The sequence below is a fragment of the Pseudomonas brassicacearum genome, from assembly GCF_003732175.1.
Taxonomy (GTDB): domain Bacteria; phylum Pseudomonadota; class Gammaproteobacteria; order Pseudomonadales; family Pseudomonadaceae; genus Aquipseudomonas; species Aquipseudomonas brassicacearum_G.
Genome location: NZ_MOBI01000021.1, coordinates 140,839 through 159,616, shown reverse-complemented (window position 1 = coordinate 159,616; position 18,778 = coordinate 140,839). Strand labels below are relative to the sequence as shown.

8 protein-coding genes are annotated in these 18,778 nt (G+C 51.2%); 3 read left to right on the top strand and 5 right to left on the bottom strand.

The genetic code is table 11. From position 1 onward, the window contains the following. Positions 1–1,193 precede the first annotated feature (1,193 nt). Positions 1,194–4,790, top strand: coding sequence for a transporter substrate-binding domain-containing protein (locus tag BK658_RS20585; protein ID WP_123583914.1), 3,597 nt, complete (start codon positions 1,194–1,196; stop codon positions 4,788–4,790). A 206-nt stretch (positions 4,791–4,996) separates the two neighbouring features. Here the strand turns inward: BK658_RS20585 and BK658_RS20580 are convergent, their stop codons facing one another. Next, positions 4,997–5,623, bottom strand: coding sequence for a response regulator transcription factor (locus BK658_RS20580; RefSeq protein ID WP_123583913.1), 627 nt, complete (start codon positions 5,621–5,623; stop codon positions 4,997–4,999). A gap of 741 nt (positions 5,624–6,364) precedes the next feature. Between BK658_RS20580 and BK658_RS20575 the strand changes: the two genes are divergently transcribed. Both BK658_RS20575 and BK658_RS20570 read left to right on the top strand, forming a co-directional pair. Beyond that, complete coding sequence (locus BK658_RS20575; RefSeq protein ID WP_123583912.1) at positions 6,365–6,700, top strand: hypothetical protein; 336 nt, start codon at positions 6,365–6,367, stop codon at positions 6,698–6,700. A gap of 679 nt (positions 6,701–7,379) precedes the next feature. Continuing rightward, the gene (locus BK658_RS20570; protein WP_123583911.1) at positions 7,380–12,986 is read left to right on the top strand and encodes a putative adhesin; all 5,607 of its coding nucleotides are present in this window, start codon (positions 7,380–7,382) and stop codon (positions 12,984–12,986) included. A gap of 245 nt (positions 12,987–13,231) precedes the next feature. Here the strand turns inward: BK658_RS20570 and BK658_RS30610 are convergent, their stop codons facing one another. The 4 genes from BK658_RS30610 to BK658_RS20550 form a co-directional block, all read right to left on the bottom strand. After that, positions 13,232–13,759: a hypothetical protein gene (locus BK658_RS30610; protein WP_311196270.1), complete on the bottom strand. Its 528-nt coding sequence runs from the start codon at positions 13,757–13,759 to the stop codon at positions 13,232–13,234. Between the two features lie 794 nt (positions 13,760–14,553). Continuing rightward, positions 14,554–15,036, bottom strand: a complete 483-nt coding sequence (locus tag BK658_RS20560) for a CS1 type fimbrial major subunit (RefSeq protein WP_123583910.1) — start codon at positions 15,034–15,036, stop codon at positions 14,554–14,556. A 339-nt stretch (positions 15,037–15,375) separates the two neighbouring features. Next, positions 15,376–16,119: a molecular chaperone gene (locus BK658_RS20555; protein ID WP_123583909.1), complete on the bottom strand. Its 744-nt coding sequence runs from the start codon at positions 16,117–16,119 to the stop codon at positions 15,376–15,378. A 68-nt stretch (positions 16,120–16,187) separates the two neighbouring features. Then, positions 16,188–18,710, bottom strand: coding sequence for a CS1-pili formation C-terminal domain-containing protein (locus tag BK658_RS20550; RefSeq protein ID WP_123583908.1), 2,523 nt, complete (start codon positions 18,708–18,710; stop codon positions 16,188–16,190). Positions 18,711–18,778: the final 68 nt, after the last annotated feature.

The window sequence follows — 18,778 nt, the reverse complement described above, 5'->3', positions numbered from 1 at the left end:
TCCCTTATCGTAAGGGGGAAACGGTGTCCTGTCTTTCATGGGGCTCGTTCAGAGAGCTGAACTCCGAACTACTCACCTACTCACCTACTCACCTACTACCCGCTGCTCAATCTGTTCGTGAGTGGATTATGGGTAGACCAACATTGCAAGAGGATAGCCAGCCTTTATGCAATCAAGAGACATCGCTTCTAAATTGAATCAATCGCACTGTCATCAATGGCTTCGCGGCATGTAGGAAAATTCGTCGCAACTTATTGAAATGCCCTACATCAATTCAGATGTACTTTACATAGACTAGGAAGTTCAAATTAGCTGCAAGAACCAAGATATTCCTGGGCCGAGCACTAGATTTTACTGCGAACGTGAGATCTACCGATCGGGATCAGACCGTTACGGTCGATGACATATTGTTTGGCGCCCGCAAGTCAAAACTCAACTACAGCAGCCAATGCGACAAACGCAACTGACCAGTTGAACCTATGTTTATCCGAACACTTGGCTACCGCTGTCGTGCGCTGGAAAAATAGGGAGCTCACTCTGAAAGTGATACTTGCCAAAGGTTTCGGAATGGAATGCCTGATTACCGGTAACGGTACTGCGCGCGCACCAGAATTTAATCGCTGCGCGAAGGTGATAATCTCCAACGGCTCGACGTCGACAAGCGCATGTAGCTGCCCCACGGGCCACTCCACGCGACTTCCAGGTCATACATAAAAGCGTTGGAGATCATCTAGCACACTGATTGTTGACGAGCATCCTTTGACTCACCTGACTCTCGCCCCATTGCTCACACGCATGATTTCAGTGTGACTGGAGCGGTCGACAACCATACAGAAGCACTTAAACTTGCCGCAAGCACGCACCTGACATTATAATTTCTGACATTAACATATCACGACGAGACGGATGTTCAGTTCATTTTTACCGACTTTCATTCCAGCCTTAACATCCGGATAATTCAACCCTGAAGGGTATGCAATACTCCGTACACTGCACCGCGCTGCCGGCCTTATACGCAAACGAGCCGGGCTCGATGAGCTGGTAAACGCCGTCAAAACCATCCTGATAAGCCCATCGTGCTTCCCCATCTATATGCTAAGCCACCTCTAACCTTAACGCTGGTAGCAAGCCGCTCCAACTATCCGCCCTATCTTAAACTTTCAAATTGCGGGATCTGATGATCCGGAGTCGTGATGCCTCGCTTTTTTATCACTCTATGGTTGTTATTGACTCTCAGCCCCTTCGCATGTAGTGCCCCTATAGAGCAATTGGAGTTACTCAGTCATGAGCCCCCCCTCTATGAGGAACCGAACATTAGCCACGACGACTGGCGCTGGCTGAGAAGGAAGCGCGAATTAGTGCTCGGCACTGCATTACCCGATTATCCGCCACTCGAAATATCAGATAATACTAACGATTACGAAGGGATTACGGCTGACTACATAGGTATCATCGCCAAATCGTTAGGTGTCCATATCAAAATACGCCGATATGCTGATCGCAAAGAGGCTTTAGACGCACTGACGAATGGAAAAGTCGATCTGCTCAGTAGCATTACTCCGGCAGAGAGCGATGCCAGGGGGCTGCTGCTTAGCAAAAGCTATGCTATCAACCGCCCGACTCTGGTTGCTCGTATTGGTGATGCCCCACCACTCAATGAGAACCTCAAAGGTCAACGACTGGCTATCCGGCGTGACAGCACCCGCAAGAACGACGCCGAGGCACATTATCCGCACGCCATCATTAAAACGTACGACTCCGAGGAAAGCGCGATGACCGCCGTCGCGTTTGGTCAGGCAGACGTTCTACTAAGCGATGCAATATCCGCGCAATACCTGATTTCCAAAGCGTACTCAAGCTATGTGCGAGTCATTTATACAGGTGAGCCGACCCCGCCTGGTTTCAGCTTTGCAGTCCGCAAAGAAGATCAGCGCTTGCAGTATCTTCTGAATGCTGTACTGGAAACGATCCCCAAAGAGCAGGCTCTGAGCATCCGCCGACGCTGGGGCGACAAGCTGATGTTCAGCCTTGAAAAAGCCGAATTGAGTGATGCAGAACAACTCTGGATCAAACAGCATCCTACCGTACGCATTGCGGTAAGCCGCTATTTGGCTCCGCTTTCTTATTTCGATGCAAACGATAATTACCTTGGCATCACCTCGGAATTGCTATCGATAATCGAAACCAAGACTGGGCTTAAATTCGAAATCGAACCGTTTTCTAATGTCAGTCAGATGTACGAAGCCATACGGCTGAATAAAGTGCAGATAGCCGCTGATCTGACGCGTAACCAAAAACGCAGCGCTTCCCTCTTTTTTACCCGTCCGTACCTGTTCTCGCCCTTTTTACTGATCACCCGAGACCAACCCGGGCAGCCTGAAAACCTCGATGCAATGAGCGGCAAGACTCTGAGCATTTTCGCCGGTCATACACTGGAGCCGTACCTGCGCGAGTACTACCCTCGAATCCATTTGCTGAACTCAGAAAACGTCCTTGAGTCCTTGGCCATGCTCAAGAACGGCAAGTCCGACGCCACCATCCAATCGGAGATCCTTGCAAACTATAACCTACCCCGTATGAACGAGGATAAGTTGAAAGTCGCCTCTTCTCTCGACTCAAGACGATCACTCTCGGCATTCGCCGTTCGCCGTGACGAAGTTGAGCTCTACGGCATTCTAGAAAAAACATTACGCGGCGTTTCGCCTGATGCCCTGAACGAACTCTACAGCCACTGGCGCACCCATGCGGCTATAGCCCCCCCCTCCTGGCTCGACTATGACGACCTGATTTTTCTAATCATCGCGGGCTATGCGACCTTGCTGCTAATCGGACTCATCTGGGGCGCCCATATGCGCAGTTCAGCCAATCAACGAAAAAAGGCCGCACGCGCACTGAGCAACCAGATACAGCTTATGGAAGCACTAATAGATGGTACGCCTCATCCTATTTATATCCGTGATCTCGACAGGCGCCTGCTGATCTGCAACGACAGTTACCTCCAAGCATTCGCCGCTGATCGCGAAAGCCTTATTGGCAAACGCATCTATGAAAGCCCCTTGGAAGAAGCCGCGAGCTTTGATGTGGACTATCAGAAAATTCTGGCCGGAGGCGAACCACTCTTGCAGGATCGCGAGGTGCATATCAATGGCCAGCGCCTGAGTATCTACCATTGGGTGCTGCCTTTCGGTAACGCAGAAGGCGATATTCAAGGCATCATCGGTGGGTGGCTGGATATCAGTGAGCGCGATCTACTACTGGAACAGCTCAGGCAATCGAAGGAAGATGCCGACCAAGCCAGCCATGCCAAAACGACATTCCTCGCGACTATGAGTCATGAAATCCGCACGCCGATGAGCGCAGTGATCGGCATGCTCGAATTGACACTCAAGCGTGCCGACAAAGGCCATCTCGACCGCCCGTCCATCGAAGTTGCTTATCGCTCAGCCCGTAGCATGTTGGATTTGATTGGCGACATTCTAGACATTGCCCGTATCGAAAGTGGACGTCTAAGCCTGAGCCCGGAGCGGGCAAATTTGCGAGAACTATTAGAGACCGTTATCCGTGTATTCGATGGACTGGCCAGACAAAAAAACCTGCTCCTGCAACTTGAAATTGACAACAGCGCAAACTGCGACGTGCTGGTTGACCCATTACGCTTTAAGCAAATCCTTTCTAACCTGATTAGCAACGCAATCAAATTCACCGAACACGGCACTATCCGCGTTACCGTTGTCGCACAGCCGATCAACACTGTTCAACTGCAGGTACAGCTTTCGATCAAAGATACGGGGATTGGCATATCACCCCAAGATCAACAAAAGCTGTTTCAGCCCTTCACCCAACTTTCCGGTAACGGTCAGCATGCTCGGTCAGGCACGGGGTTGGGCTTGGTGATTTCAAAAACCCTCTGCGAAATGATGGGCGGCCACCTGACTCTTGAAAGCGAGCCTGGAACAGGCACACGCATCCTGATCGAGCTCCACCTGAACATACTCGAGACGTTGGCCACTCCCTTGGTCAGATCTGCTGATCTTCCATTTTCCAGCCAGAAACAACCATTGCACATTCTCGTGGTGGACGATAATCAAGCCAACCGCCAGCTCCTATGTGAGCAGCTCAAGTTTCTGGACTATTCAGTACGTCAGGCCCAAGAAGGCGCGGAGGGGTTTCGGGTTTGGCAAGATGAAGTCTTCGATCTCGTCATCACCGATTGCAACATGCCCATCCTGAGTGGATATGACTTGGCCCGGCAGATACGGAAAACTGAGCAAGAACAGCAACGCCCGCGCACCGCAATCTTCGGCTTTACTGCCAACGTCCAGCCCGATGAGCATGAACGCTGCCATAAAGCGGGCATGGACCGATGCATCTTCAAACCAATCGAAATGGCCACACTGGACCGTCACCTCCGTTTTCTGTCTCCTCCCTTATCTCCATCCTGCCCCCCCAAAAAATTCGATGTCAAAGAACTTGATCACCTGACTGGCGGCGACCCTCAAGTGATCCATCGTGTACTCGAGGGACTGCTCGAAAGTAACAAGCATGATCTGACCCAATTGAGGCACGTGCTAGCCAGTGGCGGTAACAAAGGTATTCCTGAGCTGGCGCACAGGATCAAAGGCGCAGCACGCATCATCAAAGCGCATACACTGATCACACACTGTGAACAGCTGGAACAAGCCAATCGGAAATCCGCTGCTGGCTCACAGATAAAAACAATATTAACCAGATTGGAACTGGCAATGATCGAACTCGAAAGCGACTTGCTCAGCCTGATCAGCCCGCCATAGAGGACAAAGTACTCTTCAGCCGCAATAGAGTGGACCCCATGCCCGATTCAAAAGCCGGGAGGTATGCAAGGGCATGGTTTCGCCCAAGGCGAGGCAGGATACGTTGTCGACGGTTTTAGCTCATCGGCTACACACAACTGCGAAAAAAAATCACCGCACACAACCGATAGCTCTAACTGTTCAACACATGAACACGACGGCCGTCTTCAGACCACCGAATTGCGTTTCGCAAACTCACTCAAGCCGACAAGACTGAGTTCACCCAGTTTATCCTGCAGGCGTTTTTTGTATGAGCTCACCGTTTTATTATTGATCAAGAACTCATCCGCAATTTGTTTATTGGTATAGCCCAAGGCCAAATAGCGAAGAACCGTTAGTTCACGATCAGATAGAGATCCTAGCAGCTGCGATTCATCGCGCTCCTGACTGTTATTGCGTATCGACTCCAGTGCCTGATTCGGGAAGTAGCTATACCCGGAGAGCACTGCTTTTACGCCTGTGAGGAGCTCCTCTGTATTCTCCTGTTTGTACACAAATCCATGAGCTCCCGCCCGCATGCACCGTCCCGAAAAAAAATCAGGATCCAGGCTGCTTAGCACTAACACTTTGGGGGGCAATGGCAGCACCTGAAGTCGCGCAATAGCCTCCAACCCTCCGAGTCTAGGGATGTCTAAATCAAGAAGTACAACGTCTGGCCGCAGATCGCGTGCACTGCTGACCGCATCAACACCGTTATCCGCTTCACCAATCACCTCGTGCCCCGCTCGCTCCAATAACAATCGTACAGCCAGCCGCACAATGGGGTGGTCGTCCACGATTAAGATTGTTCCCATACTGCTTGTTCCTCACGGTTGGACGATCAAGGCTTGCATCGTAAAGGCCAGTGTATTTCGATGTAGGTTCTGTAACGCCAAGAAAGTTGTAATCAATGTGCTCCAGCCATGCGGGGGGATTGCTCCTCGGATGGTAGCAGAATTGCAATGAATGCCCCATCTTGCGCAACCGACTGCCACCCACCTGAGCGGCCTCCCTGATAAAGCTGTATCGACGCTGGCATATATAAGGCCTTAGCTTTAAGTATGTCTTGACGTTGAAATCGAGAATAAGACAACGATCAAAGATTCCGAACAGGTTAATAAACTACGGGCTGCAACAGTACCGGTATAGACCTTACAAATTTTAGGCACACCCTAACACTCAACGACTAGCTAACGCTAGCTCGGGCCAAAGAAAAGCTCTGCCTCTCACCCTGGATCAAATGAGCCACAACAAAAAGATGACACAATAGACCTAATTAGAAACTTCTTTTATTATTGTGGAATTTTCCTACATACAAGTGTGCAATATCCAATTTAGCATTTCAATATCTAATAACGACCCTGAACCAAACCATATGAAAATAGGTAGTTACAGCATTCCAACGACGGGCATGGTCTGATTAATCCTTTTGAGCAATAGCCAAACCAACCCAACTACATTTTGTAGTAGGATTTAGCAACTACGACATCGACAAATCGTCACCGGACATCACCTCCAAGGAGGATCAGGTGGTTCCACTCATCAGGAGAAAGCCGATGCTAACCACCTTGCCAGCCACACATACTCACCTACTGAAACTTCCTGTCGTATTGACACCTTTAGCATGGCAAAAAGCTGTTCACCTCGCGCGCCCCTCACACTTGACAGATATCTCGAATCGCCTGGGCGAAGTTATCCTGGCGGCTTACAAAGAGCTGCACACGCATCTTGAGATCCGTCAGGTAATTTTCGGTTTATATCGATTTCCGCCCCTGAGTGATCGCTCATACCGAACGTGGCTAGACCTCAGGCTTAACCTCGTCGAATCGGAGTTGGGCAGTCCATATTTGCGAGTTTCGCTCAAAGAAGAAGAACCAGCCTTCTGGCCGTAACGTCATCGTGAACATACGCCCGACGCTGTCGGGCTTTATTCTGCATACTGAGTATCATCCTTCCGCGGCTACTGTCAGTAGTACCGCTACAGCCGAACTAGTTCCACATCAGATACCCCCGCAACATGACTATCAACGGAAACGCCGGACAACCAACTTCGCCCTTCGAATAAGTCGGCCCGATCAAGCAAGCAACCCCTTCCACAGTACGAATCGGTCCAACTCGATCAGCTCGTAAAGACGGGTATTTCACTAAATACATGCGTTTTGTTCAGCGCCCCCAAGCGGCTGGAATGCAATGATTGGGTGGGATGCTACTTGAGCGCTTTGTGATAGAAAAGCCTAGCCAGCCATCATAAATTATATAAGCGCCTCTTAAAAAAAAGAAATACTTGCTCCCCACCCTACAGCGCCCGAGGTGACACACTCATCATGTTGAATGCCAACTAAAGAAAGAAGGTATAACCCATTTTTTTTGGAGCGATAAAGTCTATTTTAAATAAGCTTCTCGCTCCACGCCATGAAGCTTAGCCACCTCCAACAAAGAACGTGGAAGAAGCCGTCAATTCAGCACGCCCTTCATGACCTCCTTTAAGACGGCCAACAGACATGTTGGCCACGATGGACAGATCCGTCACCACCTTTCGCTTTATCCCATCTGCCAAAGAAAGATTACTGAATGAAGAACATTGGTTCTACGCCCGTTAGACAATATTCGCTCCAGAATACTCCTACCACAACTTCGGAGGTCCCGGCCCCTGGCAGTCCGTCTCTGGCCTACTACCCGGAACTCAAACAACAAGTGGAAAACCTGAAGCATTTAACCTGCTGGGACGAGACCACCAGCGCCCTGCTCAAGATGGTGGTCGGGAAACTGCATTCAGATCAGGAAACACTGTCCCCATATTGGGATAACGACTGTTTTCTCGGCGAACTGGAAGCGTTCGATGGGCGCAGAGACTGCCGTGATGCGCCGGCGTATTTGAGGGAGTTCTTCCAGAAAGTAGCTGCGCAACTGGAGTCCGCCCCGGACCATTATCAAACCCTGCTGTCCTGTCAGTCGGCCGGCACGGTGGCTGTATCGACCCAGGCGCAGGACAACAACTCGGCAGTCGGCAGAATGCTTTACGCCATGGCCTGGAATGTGATCAACAAAGTGACGGGGAAACTCTGTATCGAGGCTATTCCAATCCCCAAGCTCCGTGTCTTCACAAACGCTTGTGAAGACCTGCGCAACATCTACCGGGGCAACTACAGTCCGCAGAGAAAACTAGGAGAAATGAGTGCCGCACTCGACCGTCTTGGACAAACACTCACCGCTTACCCGGAACGATACTCGCAAGAATACAAAACCCTGAAAGGATATCTGGACGCGGTGGTCCCGTGGCTGAAAAGTGTGAGCAGCCAGTGGATGGCTCTGGATACCGGCATCCATGACCTCAACGATCAACAGTCTGTGCTCGACAAGGTCGTGGGTCTGATCGCTATAAGCGAGACCTTGCTGTCCGACCCACAGCTGAAAAGAGCCATGGGCAAAGACAGCCTGGACAGCGTGACCCGGGGCCTGGACGCGATGCGACAGACACTGTGCCAGGTGCAGCTGTGGCAATCGCTACCGAACGAAGCCGAGCTGGGCGATTACCTGGGTATTTTGGCTGGCAATAGCCTGATCAAAAAGGTGCTGGACGAGTCCACGTTAAAAATGGGGCAGGCATTGGCGCAAGTGCAAATGACGGCCCCCTATCCGAGCCAGGGAACGCTCCCCGCAAGGCTGGCATGGCTAGCTGGCACGTTATCCAACCCGGCTCTACGAGAACAATTGCAGCCTCATCTTGAGATGCTGCTCGGTGGCAAACCGCAGGCTGACAAACTGTTTGCCGCCTTCCAGTTCGCTGATCAAATACGACGTTTCCCCATGAACAGCTCGTTGAGCGAACAGGCCCTCTGGCTGTTAAACACGCTGGACAAAGGCGCTGGCGGCACCCCGGTTTTGCAATGGGTCAACCAACTCAAGTCAGCACTGGGCGCCGATCCTGCCACGACCACGCTATTGCACCGTCTACTGACCCTGAATCAGAAGCCCGAGTCCCTGCGGATGCTGATGCAGGAAATCGCCAAGGCCATCGCACCCTCCGTCGGAAAACTCGCAGCCAGCCACGTGGCCGGGAAAATGCTACCGGCCTCGGTGGTGCGAGAGCTGGAAAAGTTTTACCAGGAAAGCACCTCCAGCGAGAGCTGGGCCGTTATGTGCCAGCGCATCGCCAGTGGGGCATGGGCGACTGCCAAACCCTATTTGATCGCCGGTGTGACCGGAGATCCTCTGGCCGCTGCCACTGTGCAATATGCCCAAGCGATTCAAACACACACGAGCTGGGAACAGACCCTCAGATGGTTCGTCGCGCACGACCAGAACCAGAACGAGACGCTGCAGTTTGCCTACAGTCAATATCTGAACGCCATACTGATCTGGCAGGTGTACCAAGCCTTCAACAGCAATGATCCGGTCGAAACCGAAGACAACCTGCGTCAACTGGCACGCCAGCTAAAAGATTGCCAGGTGGTGAAAAGCTATCCGCAACTGGAAAAACTGATCAACCTGATCCCGCTGCTGCCGGCTTTGCGGGAGGCGCAACAAGTGGTGCAAGCGCAGCTGCCCACCGACTCCTGGCTGACCTGGGGCCAGCAATGGATGGATGCGCTAGCCAACAGCAATAGCCGCAGCCTGCTGGAACTTCGCGACCAGCTGTCCCACCGGGTGGAAAACTGGCTGGCGGACGCCCTGATGTCGACATTTAACGCCATGGCCCGGCAACGTTGGGGGCTACTGCCGGGGGCAATGGCCGACGAACTGGCATTGCAGGGGCCAGCCCAGAGCGAAGTGACCGAGGCCGACTGGGCCGAGATCGGCGCCAAAGACATGGCCTTGCCAGAAAACGCCAAACCAGCGGCCGCGCCGGCAGCTCCCAGCGCCACCGCACCATCCTCCGGCCACGGACCAAACTGGCAGTTGGCGACCGGCATCAGCCTGGAAGCCGTTGGCATGGCCGCCATCGGCTATGCCCTGTGGCAAATGCGCCAAGCCGACAAGGACGCCGCATCCCAAGAAACAGAGTTGACGGAAGTGCTGGTGCAGCCTACTCAGGCTGGTCAGGTGGACCAAACCAGCTTGTTCCAGGCGCCTAAAGTGACCTCTACCGTCGCGACTCCCCTTGGCAAATCGTCGTTGATGGACCAGAAGGTCCCCCTGCTGCTGGGCGTGGCGGCCATGGCGGCAGGCGGAGCGTTTTTGCACTACGGGGCCAGCAAGGATGGCTGGGCGCAACAAGCATCGCAGATCCGTGAAGACGAATATGAGCAAGATCATGAGCTGACGAGTACAGAAATTGAAGAGGTTAATGATTACTTGCAACAGTTCATACAACTGGATCCTGCGCTGCAAAGCCCAGTCTCCGACTCGCCCCCCCTCTATCGAAGCCAAAATAGACGTCGACGAGATGTGAATACCAAGCCTAACTTTAAAGAAATTTTCGATGAGCTCTATACTTCAGCAGGTGTCATACCTGATCACAAGGAGCATATCTATACAATGCTGAGAGAGGAATTGTCCAAAATTCAGCAAAAGAACCCCAATAAATTCACTGTCAACATAAGTCTCCTCGCAGCCGATTATATATTGCTAACACATGGAGGATTACCAGGCCCTTACAAAGCCGCCTATCAGAGCGTGGGGAATGCTTTCAGGATGCGACTGAAAGAAAAAGTAAACATTACCGACATTAAAACCTATTTAGCAGAAACCCCACCACATTTTTCAGCACGCCGCGATACGGAGACGGCGAAAAAAACCTTGAATTCGTATCGGGAAGAAACAGAAAAAAACCTCCCACTCATCAATGGAATTTATAAATCCAACTCCAAAAATTTAGACGACATCATTGACACGACTTATAAAAAATATTACTCACATGAGTTCAATGAACTACCAACCTTGGATCAAACACATACGCTATCGTGCAGCACAAGAGGGCCTCTTGGTCTTCCCCAATCATTCCAAAAAGAATTCTCTACAAAAGAAATTTTATTAGGCGCTCACAAGCGATTTGCAGTCGGATTATATGGACAACGGTGTGCTTTCCCGAAAGCAAATGGAGAACCTCATATATTATCACTCCAGCGTCATGGTTATTCGGTAACTAATGCTATCGAGCGTAAATTTAACGCGCTTTTTGAAAACCTCGAGAAAAATGAAGAATTCAAGGATGCATTCATCAATTCCGTAGATTACAGAACGCTAGGAATTCTTATCGAGTGGATCGGCAGTAGACACTATGACAATCTTCCGCTTGCAGTGCGTTTATTTCTGAAGGGAACTCTAAACCCACAACTAGTCACCTTACCAGACAGAGTTAATTCAATATTTGACGGACCAAAACGCCAAGTGATCCCCGGCTTACTCGCCTTGTCCCTTCCTAACAATCCAAAGATCACCTACATCTCCCTCTTGACTTCTGAGGTGATTGCGTTTGACGAAAGGGATTACAGTTCGATATTTCAACAGTTTATTATAAAGCACCTATCAATTTTCGACAAGGAAGCGTGGCCAGAAGGTAGCCTAAAGCCAATTTTAGACTGTGAAGATAGATACCTCAGAGAGCAATCAGGCACCACCTGCACCCCGATCATAAGACGACAATACGAAAAAAACTATCAAGCTGCGCTTTACAACAGCATGCTGAACCAAATCAAGGTGAATATTGACTCCAGCACATACACAACTGCTGAATATGAAAACGATAAATACGAAGTATTTGTAAAATCTTATCTGGAAGCAATAGGGCTTGTCGCTGGATTACTTTCTTTAGTTGTAACGGGCCCCATGGGTGCTACCGCATTGGCTGCCGTTGGCTTTGGTGCAGGAGTAGGTGAAATCCTCATCAATGCCAACATTGCCGCAAGCACGGACAGTGGAAGCGCTTACAACAATGCAATACGAGAGATTGCTCTTGGCGCTGTGTTCACCGCAGTGGGTACAACGGCTGACCTCATGCAAGGTTCCGCCGGCATGTTAAAAAGGCTCAAACAGTATAAATCGGAGCTACCTGCCATCCGAACGAACCTTGAAAAACCTCTACCTGATCTAAATTTTCGGGGAGGACCTGAAATCAAGAAGCCCAAACTGCCAGATAAAAACGACTATCCCTCTATGGATGAGTACAACAAGGCAATGTCTGATTTCAATAATAAATGGAAAGAATATACTGCCAATAAAAAATCAAAGTACCAATATGATCCTTCCTTGGACAAGGATGCACAAGTAGCCAAAGAAAACCTTGAAAAAAGACGATGCAAGGCTCAACTCAGTATTGAGCAACTTGAAAATAGATACCCTTTTCTCAAAGGAAAAGTAGACGCCATCCGAGGGAACCATAACTTCCCCATCACTACCGTAGAAGGTGATCAAGCTAAAACTCTGATTTTAAATGCACACGGGTGGTTTACCAGCGAGACTACAAAACTCAGGATCCCTGCAAATAAAGAACTGATCTTTTTGGGCCCACATAAGAACACTCTATCGGAACCACTGGCAGGGTTGCACCCCGACGGATTGTTCGAGTCTAAAAATCTAATGGATTTCACCCCGACCGAAAAGCTACTTAACGTTGACAATACGAATAATTTTTTCTATGCAAAAATCACAAACAAGAGCAGCGTGTCTGACAAGTTGGTCACAGTGGAAAATTTCGAACAATGGAGTGTAAAAAACCCAGAAAAAAACAGGAAGGATTGGTTGGTAGCTCAGACTGGGTTAGATCTAGAAGGAGTCAACACCCTGAATTACTCCGTAAAGCACTATGAGAAGACTCCGCAAGAGGAACTTACTGCTGCTGTATGGAACAACAGAGCAAATGGTGGAGAAAAAATGGATATTGTCTCAGTATCAAAAGAGGCTGAAAACAAAACCTTGAAAAATTTATTTGAAACCATGGAATTGGAAAGGCGCGACGGGTTTTCCGGGTATGAGAAATTTGTTTTCAATGCATGCCGAGAAGAAAAAAGCGCAGGACACCTGGTCCCGCTTGGAGATGGAAATTACGAAGTACAATTCAGGCGGCACAGCAAAAGAGAAGTTATAAAAAATCGTATTCAAAATGAATTCGATGGCATTTTAATTTACTCCAGAGTGAGTGTCGCAATCAGAAATGGAGAGCCTGACAGGATTGATAACGATGTTATTGAAATAGTTCCATTTCTAGAACGTGGCAAAAACAGTGGGCAGTCGGAATGAAAGCAGGCTATTGGACGTGAAAGAAACTGATAACTGCTCCCCTGATAGGTGATGTCAGTGAGTCAGATCCTGGTGGTTGCCAGGGTTCAGCAGCCAGCCGCCGCGACCCGTCACCACCATTGGTGACGGTATATCTCGTACATTGAAAGTATGAACCTTGCTGGCTGCACGGCTCAACCACTACGTGATCTGTGGCCTAGGTGGCGACTACAGGCAGGTAGTAGTATGCAAACTTTTCATCCCGATCAAACTTCTGAGTCCCAGATCACGGTGATATTACCCGAGTACTTATCAGCATCGTATGTCAGCATCTCTTCAACGCTATCTTTCTGGATTTCAAAGTGTAAAGAGCCGGGTTTATGGTCCACATAGTGCGACGGCTGGAACATGTCTGTCTCACTGCCATCCAGAAGTAGTGGGCGACGGCTAACAGGGCGACCAGCGGCGTCAGTCAGAGCACTTGGCAAGCTCACCCGCACATCCACCGGCACGCGATGAGTCCCCGTCGTATTTTGCAACCCACAGGTATTGCCTACCGAGTACTGGCATTCCATCTTCATTTTGAACCGAGTGCTGGTCCAGATATCAAACCTCTGATCTCGGAACAGCCGTGAGGGTTTACGACCTTGCTGAAGCCAGGCCAACCAACCGCCTTGGGGGACCAGCTCAACTTTAGTGCCTCCAGGCGGGATTTCGACTTTGAGGATGTGGTCAACCTTAAGGGTAAAGTCAAGACGGATCTCAGAATCACTGGGAATCATAATATCGCCCATATCAAAGTCGCCTCGAGGACCGACTGTGTATACCACACTCCCAGTGTAACTACCTGCTGACATTTTCAGAGGGTCAGGTGCTTCAAGCTCATAACTGAAGTCAAGGTATGTATATTTCATTAGGGGAATATCGTATCGCGCTAGTTTGGAACACACACCTGCTTGCGGTGTCTTCCAAAAAAAACCATAACTGTCGCTGCCTGGATAACCTACGCCACTATAGAGGCATGGGCGAGGAACATTGACCCAGCTTGAGGAGTCCCACAGCTTCCTATGTCTTTCTACATCTGACCATGATCCCGGGACCACCGCCGAGAGGTTGTTAATACTATATGTAGAACCTATTCCATTAATGCGGACTCTAACCCTCTCAGACTCACCGGAAGCTGAATTTATTACTGAGACTTCCTTCCATTCGCTGGGAGGACTAATCATGGCACCCTGACGCGAATCGCCATGATTAGCTTGAATAGGCCTATTAGATTCGAACGTTATAGGAAGACGAAAGCTCAACGAGCACTGGCTTGGATACTCCGCACAGTAACCACTCACCGGAGTCGTATTAACAAATTTGTTATTCGACACATGAGCCGGATCCGGCCTGAACTCCGCCGTGATTTCTTGTGTCAAAGCGCCAGCTGACGCTGAGTACAACCCAATCGACAACAGCAACCCCATGAGGGCTGAACCACCCACGACGTTTCTAACGCTGGTCATGATATTCATGTAATTCTTCATATTCCTTTCACGTTGGCGGCACGGGCCTTATTCGCGAGCGGCGACGCGTCTCATTGTTAAGGCGCCACGGCTTCGAACAGCACCTGGACACTGCCGTAGTAGTCACCGGGCTCATAATCAGTAACAGGCTTTATCGCTGCAATTTCCAATGCAACACGCTTGCCCACTCCCGCCTCAGCGGCCGAAATCACTACAGTGTCACTGAGTGTTAGCTCCACTGTGTTGAACATGACTTTTAGTTGGATGTCATCGTTACCGTTGGATAAGTAGGGTTGTGATTCAAGGCGAGCGGTAATGCCCCCGCTACTATTCTTGACATCGAAATTTTCGCGCAGAGGACTCAGGTCTGAAGTGACCACGTTCCAGCCCAGTACTTGTTCGCGACCGATCCAGTCTGGATTCACCGGGATGACATAGAACTCACTTGTTGGAATAGACACCGACAGCTCAAAAACTGCTTCTTCTCTGACAGCAAACGCCAAAGAGCTTCCCACCACAGACGCTACCAACAGCACCACGCGTATTAGTTTTTTGATCATGTAAAATACCTGCTGCTTGAAAAAAGACGGTTCGCTGGACGGATGAACACAACGCGCTCCTTTTCAAGACAACCGTCAGCACTCGATTCAAATGCCGACAGGCGCTGTGTAGTGCAACTGCCTCGCAATTGACCGTAAACAAACCCCAATACCAGTCAGCTAAAGAAGAACCAGAACCGATCGCACCATTGCGGTGATGGGAAGGCTCCGCGTTAAGATCAACACAACCGTCATACGTATTCAGCACGGATGCCACAATGGCTCATCAGCATGCCTTTTCCACTTTAAGCAAAGGATTGCGTCCGAACGCGAGCAAATCCGCTCACCGGGAAAGCGGGGTTATAAGCCTTTCACCTCAAGCTTTTTCTGAACCGAGCCCTCGATCAGTTTAAAGCGGTATTCACGGCCAGCCTGTTTCTCGAACTGAAAGGATCGCCCGGCCAAAATATGGTGCTTGGTGGTCGGCAGGCAGTCGGTTTCACTTTTGGCTGAACAATCCTTGAACTCATCGACAACTACCACGCTGTTGCCGTTATTACGAATCTCGTACTTGCCCGGTTCGTCACTTATCACGCTATCGAAGCGTGTCTCTTTCGGACGCACGAAGAACACGGTGCCGTAGCCGGCCAACACATTGACCCCGGCGGTCAGGCTCTGCTTGTAGTCTTCGCGCTCTTCGGTCGAGACGGCAAACTCATCTTCTTTTTCCGGCACTACCGGTACAAAACGCAACCGGAAATAGCGCTCGGTGTCACGTTCACCCATATACAGCAAGCGGGTGCCCTGCATGCCGTTGGCCGGTACGATCAACCGCGCGGGGCTGGCCATCAAACCATCGCGCGCTGCGGCGTCAGCCTGAGTCTTGACCGGGATTTCGCGGGAACTGCCATCCGGACCGTAGACAATTTCGAAAATATTGACCTTGACGAAAGCGGTGGAATTGCCGCCGTTAAAGACGCGTTTTAAGTAGGTGCTTTTGTCGCCATCCAGATAGTCATACACCACCCCGACATTGATACTCGGCCCGGCATGAGCTACCAGGGACAACAGACTAAAACTCAATAGTGCCAACAGGTGCTTCATAGACCTTAACCTCATTAATTTAAAAGCAGCCGGCTCAGTTTCTTGCACCGCGGTGCTTGACTAGCTAATCAGCCAGACGTTTCAACCTTATAAGTTGCATCGGCCAATGTGTCCGGATGGCAACGTAAATCCCCTATCATCAACACATCGTTTTCGTTGCGATGCTTGCTCTGATCCAGGCGGAATTGGCACAACAACTGGTTGCCATGACGCACTTCCAGTGTCGGCGAGCTGGCGCTCATTTCCATGGAGAAGAAACCGTCCACTTCACTGACCCCACGGCTAGCGTGGTTGATCACATGGTGGCCCTTGAGCGGTTGACCCTGAGGGTCGATCAAGCGACCCAGAACGGTCATGGTTTTGCTGACGGTGATCTTGCGGTAGTCCACACCGCCCTTGTTCAAGTGATAGCTGGTACGCGCAGGTTGAATGGACGCCGCGGGTACGTGATTACCTTGGAAGTCGAAACTCACCGAACTGCTTTTGTACGCGGTGATCGGGACGAAGTTACGCCCCGGACGCAAGAGGGTACTGCCACCGGTCAAGTCGTCGGCGCGCAGAGTGATTTCATCGAGGTCGGACTCGACGTCGATGATCATCCCGGCCCCTTGGCCGTGATGCTCGCTGGTCATAACGATTTTCTGGCCACCCACGGCAACGGTGCTGTCCAGGTTCAAGCCGCCAGTGAAGTCCCCGCTGTACGAGGAGCGCTGAATGAAGGCGTCACCGTTAACCGCGTCGGTCCGGAAGTCTGCCATACCGGACAACCCGACCCCGTAGGTATCGGCGATCGCCGTGGCAGACACGCTTTGCAGCGCATGGTCCTTGAGATCACGACGGTAGGTGAGCGAGCCATTGTTATCGCGCCCACCATCCCGGGACGTACGTGTGCCAATGCTGCCGGACACTTGATGACCGTCACCGCCCAAGGCCAGGTTGAGGCTCAAATCCACACCGCGGTTGCGTTTTTCACCACTGCTATTGCTTCCAGGACGATCGAAGACCGAGAAACGCCAGCTGGTCTCGCTGCCGAACAGGTTGCTGCGCTGGGTCCAACCCAGGTCGACTCCCACGCCCTCGGTGTAGCCTTCGCTGTGGGAGATGCGGGCATTAGCCGAGCTTTTGCTGCTGATGCGATGGTTCAACGACAGCGATGAGCTGCTGGTTTGCCCGTTGAATACATTGCGCTGGCGGATGCGAGTGCCATCGGACAGGGTTTCATAGGTATCGCGGGTGTCCAGCCAACTGCGGTTGTGGCTGGCTACCACGCTGCCGGCGCCATAGTTGTAAAGGCCTTGCAGGTCGATGCCGGTACCGTGGTCCTCGGTCTGATAGAGGTTAGCGTAGACACTGGTGGTGTTGGCTATCGCCCAGTCGACGGAGGTGCCGTATTGCAGCTTTTCCCTGACTTGACGGCCCGACATCCCGAGCACCACACGCGGGTGCAATAGATAGTTGGCGGCGATACCGGCAGTCATGCTGTCGGAGGCCTGCTGCTCCCAATTGCTGAGCAGCTTGGTTTCATGTCCGGCAAACGCGCTATAGCGCCAGCGCTGGTCATGGTTGCGCCAGTTGTTGGGCTTATAGATCAACTCCTGGGTGGTGGAAGTGGTTTGACCGTCCTCGATCAGGCGCACTTCCACATCGTAGATACCACCGGGCAATGGCCGGGTGTCGAGAGTCTGCAAACCGGCCGGGACCGGCTGGGTGTTAATCAACAGGCCGTTGCGATAGATCTCCACCGAGCCTTGGCGGTTGGCGGTGACGTAGATCGGATAGACGCTGGACTTGGGGTTGTTGATGGCCAGGCTGTCGGAACTGCCGTACATCACGCCCAACGCGGTATCGGGACTGGCGCCAAATGAACGCGGTTGGCGGCTCAACCCTTCGGATGATGGCGTGAAATAGCCCAGGCGGACAAAACTCCCATCCAATTCGCGTTGCGTGTGCAGTTCATGCATTGCATGATTGAACTGATCGTCCGGACCGCCCTGGCGGGACAATTGCATATTGAAGGTCTGGGTCCAGTTGCCCAGACTGCTGCTGGCCTCCAGGCCATAACGCCCACCCAAATACTGCTCCTGACCACCGTTGAGGTTCAACTGATTACGCACGATCAAACCGAGGCTGCCACCCTCGGGCTGGTCGTAATACTGCTTGGTTTCGACGTTACGCTCAGCGTTTTCGGTGAGGATCGATACCAGGGAGTTTTCAAGGCTGTAATGCACGGCCAACATCTGCTCAGGGCAGGTGCCCTCGCAAGCTCCCAAAGCCGCGCCTTGTTGTAAGTAAGTGGCCCAGATTTCACGTTCGCTAGTGGAAATATTGCTGTCGCCCGTGTCGGTGAATTCAAGCAGGGTGATGCGATCATCGCGGGTCAGCACGATCATCGCCTCGCCCAGAAACTGTTGATCAATCTCCACCCGTACCGCTAACGGCACTTCAAAGAAGTGCTCCTCGAATTCGGCCGGCAACCCCTTGGCCTGAGCAAGCAGACTTCTCGGCGTCGTGCCGCCGTTAGTTGGCGCGGCCAGCGCACTGGCACATAAAAAAAATGCAAGCGCGGCCGCGATGGGCGTCATCGGAAACATAGGAGAAAGACTCTAACTTGCAGATAACATATGCATAACATGTGATCGACGAACAAAAAAAATGCCCG

What these genes read in the sequence shown, in the direction of transcription:
- BK658_RS20580 (WP_123583913.1), bottom strand. Translation starts at nt 5,623, where the DNA reads ATGGGAACAATCTTAATCGTGGACGACCACCCCATTGTGCGGCTGGCT.
- BK658_RS20575 (WP_123583912.1), top strand. Translation starts at nt 6,365, where the DNA reads ATGCTAACCACCTTGCCAGCCACACATACTCACCTACTGAAACTTCCT.
- BK658_RS20550 (WP_123583908.1), bottom strand. Translation starts at nt 18,710, where the DNA reads ATGTTTCCGATGACGCCCATCGCGGCCGCGCTTGCATTTTTTTTATGT.
- BK658_RS20560 (WP_123583910.1), bottom strand. Translation starts at nt 15,036, where the DNA reads ATGATCAAAAAACTAATACGCGTGGTGCTGTTGGTAGCGTCTGTGGTG.
- BK658_RS20570 (WP_123583911.1), top strand. Translation starts at nt 7,380, where the DNA reads ATGAAGAACATTGGTTCTACGCCCGTTAGACAATATTCGCTCCAGAAT.
- BK658_RS20555 (WP_123583909.1), bottom strand. Translation starts at nt 16,119, where the DNA reads ATGAAGCACCTGTTGGCACTATTGAGTTTTAGTCTGTTGTCCCTGGTA.
- BK658_RS30610 (WP_311196270.1), bottom strand. Translation starts at nt 13,759, where the DNA reads ATGGGCGATATTATGATTCCCAGTGATTCTGAGATCCGTCTTGACTTT.
- BK658_RS20585 (WP_123583914.1), top strand. Translation starts at nt 1,194, where the DNA reads ATGCCTCGCTTTTTTATCACTCTATGGTTGTTATTGACTCTCAGCCCC.